General features: G+C 47.9%; 3 protein-coding genes and 1 pseudogene. 2 read left to right on the top strand and 2 right to left on the bottom strand.

The window, feature by feature from the left end; translation table 11 throughout:
- Both PJF56_RS22255 and PJF56_RS17910 read right to left on the bottom strand, forming a co-directional pair.
- Nucleotides 1-146, bottom strand: a pseudogene (locus tag PJF56_RS22255) (RNA-guided endonuclease TnpB family protein); the annotation flags it as partial.
- Between the two features lie 131 nt (nt 147-277).
- A complete protein-coding gene (locus tag PJF56_RS17910; RefSeq protein WP_283764066.1) occupies nt 278-892 on the bottom strand; it encodes a hypothetical protein in 615 nt (204 codons plus the stop codon).
- Between the two features lie 163 nt (nt 893-1,055).
- Between PJF56_RS17910 and PJF56_RS17905 the strand changes: the two genes are divergently transcribed.
- Together PJF56_RS17905 and PJF56_RS22390 are read left to right on the top strand one after the other, a co-directional pair.
- Complete coding sequence (locus tag PJF56_RS17905) at nt 1,056-2,396, top strand: efflux RND transporter periplasmic adaptor subunit (protein WP_283764065.1); 1,341 nt, start codon at nt 1,056-1,058, stop codon at nt 2,394-2,396.
- A 191-nt stretch (nt 2,397-2,587) separates the two neighbouring features.
- Nucleotides 2,588-2,661: helix-turn-helix domain-containing protein (locus tag PJF56_RS22390; protein ID WP_430540883.1), on the top strand; the 74-nt coding region annotated here is incomplete at its 3' end.

The raw sequence follows: 2,661 nt of genomic DNA, 5'->3' as shown, positions 1-2,661 counted from the left end.
GCACAGTTTAAGTGTTTACCCCATAAACGGGTGTACCGTTTGTGAAGTGCTATGCAATGATTATAGATGACCCCAGCAGCATTGATTTGTCGCTTCAGGTATCTATTTCGTTTATGTTTGTATAGCTTAAACTTTAGGGTTTTCATGATATTATGATAACACAAGAGAACAGAAAAAGCCGCCCTGGAAGGGCGGGGCTTTAGACCCATTTTTTTTGGTAAAACAAGACTTTTGCCTATTGCCTATTGCCTTTTGACTTTTGCCTCCCCTTGACTCACTAAAATATGCCCACACCCACTAACCCCAGTTTCCACAGTTCACTCAATCTGGGTTGAGAATCAAGTCCCAGAGAAACATTAGGGGGACTCTCTTGAATTTCAAAAACCCCTCCTTGCCTAACATCTTGTACCCCGATAGTTAGGGCAAAATCTCCCTGATTCCGATAAGCGGGGTTTTTAATCAGTAATACGCCATAATTTTCACTATCAACGGTTCTGGATTTATAAAATGCCCATCCTTGGGTCAAAGCACCGAATCCACCAATGGTAGCAATGCGCGGTGTGGGATAGGACTCTCCTTCTGGGGCCCATAATAGGGGTTGACTCCCAGAAACTAAATCATCTAAAGACCACTTTTGAGAACCAAACGTAGCTTCAAAATCCGAGATCCTAAAATAGTCTACCCCCTGGATGTTTCGATAGGGCTGGGCATCATCATAACTGAATTGACCTTGCCCAATCAGCTTGCGCCTAGTCCCAAAAAAATTCATGGTTAGGGTGACGGTCTTCGCTTCGGCAACGGCTTGCCATAGAATCAAGCTAGAGCTACTGAGGGTAAGGGTTAGAGCAAAAATACAGGAAAGAAAAAGAGAGGGTTTTGGCGGTCTGTTCATAGGGATAGTCCAACTAAGAGATTAAATCCTCTGGTCTGGGGGAATTGAGAAATGTCCACCAGTGAAAGGCACAATTGTTTACAATATAGGGGAAATCTTGTGGACGAGAACCCCAAAGATTTTCTCTGGCTATGCAGATGTCACCTTAACCCCAATTTGGTTTATGAGGCAACGGGATCGATTCAGTCAATTTAAGGTATCGGATCGGGATGTGAGTTTATGGCGGGAGCCACTTATGGGCAATCGAGCGATCGCCATCAAAGGGGTTCGCGTGCGAGAGATCCTATTGATGGCTCTCGTGTTGACGACGACGGGATGTAAATTGCTCCCGCGTCCAGAATCGAGGGCTTTGTCGCAACCGGTTGCCAATCAGCTCCAGACTATTTCTGTAGATGTGGCGACGGCTGTGGTTGGCGATCGGGGAAACCGATTAGCTTATACGGGAAACACAGAACCGATTCAGGAGGTGATTTTGCGATCGCAAAGTGAAGGGCAGCTCCTTTACTTGAGTGTAGATGTGGGCGATCGCGTCCGTCGAGGGCAAGTGATTGCTGAAATTGATAAGGCCTTACCCACCGCAGTGATTAACCAAGCTCAGGCGGAACTCTCGGCTCGTCGGGTAGAAGTGGCTGAACAGGAAAGCGAGATTCGCCAGTTGCAAACCCAAATTGAAATCGCCAGATTAGAATTAACCCAAGCCCAAGCCGATGCCCAACGTTTGGAAACTCTCTATCAAGAGGGAGCTATTTCTAAACAGGATGCCGAATTAGCTCGTACTGCTGCTGAGAGAGCTAAACAAGCCCTACGAGCGGCCGAAGCTCAAGTGATGACCCAAAATAAAGTGGTAGCAGCGGCCGAAGAACGGGTGAGCGTCCAACAAGCCATTGTCAGTCAGGCCCAAGAGCGTGAATCTTATACGGAAGTAGAAGTGCCCATTTCCGGGACAATTTTAGACCGATGGATGGAAGCAGGGACGGTGGTGCGTCCAGGGGATGAGCTGCTGAGAATTGGGGATTTTAGCCAGGTGAAAGTGAAGGTGGAGGTCTCCGAGTTGGATTTATATCAAATTTATGTGGGTCAATATGTGTCGGTGACGTTGGATGCTTTTCCGGGGGAAGAATTTCCCGGAGAGGTCACCCGTATCTCTCCAGCGGCCGATCCGGTGGCGCGATTAATTCCTGTGGAAGTGACGATTTCTAATCGCAGTGGGCGCTTGGGGAGCGGATTATTGGCAAGGGCTAACTTTGAAGTGGGCGATCGCCAAACGATCCGAGTTCCCCAACAGGCCATTGTCAACCGCGACGGTGAGGATGCTACCCTATTTCTGATTAATGAGGAAAATGGAAACACTGTAACCTCTAGGCGGGTCATCCTGGGAACAACCCGTGATGGTGAAGTGGAAATTATCTCCGGTTTAGAACCGGGGGAACGCTATGTTCTGCGAAGTTCTCGGCCTCTTGAGGACGGCGATCGCGTAGAATTAAGTATCCTCTCTTCTCCCTAAGTGTTGCTTCCGTCCAATTCCCTTAACTTTTATCAGCGATCGAACACTACCTTACGAAAGTAATACGGGAGTCTTTCATCCCCGTCAATTTATTGCGGGGATGAAAGACGACACGAGCGGCTTTAGCCGCCTTGCTTCCCTATTGTACCTGTTCTAGGGCAAACTAAAACCAATGATGTAGTCAGCAAAAGATGAGAGCGCGATACCAATATCGAATCTATCCAACCCAGCGCCAGACACAAAAACTTGCCCAGTTGTTTGGCTG

The organism is Roseofilum halophilum BLCC-M91 (assembly GCF_030068445.1).
GTDB classification, from domain to species: domain Bacteria; phylum Cyanobacteriota; class Cyanobacteriia; order Cyanobacteriales; family Desertifilaceae; genus Roseofilum; species Roseofilum halophilum.
This window is presented reverse-complemented; position numbering and strand designations above follow the sequence as displayed.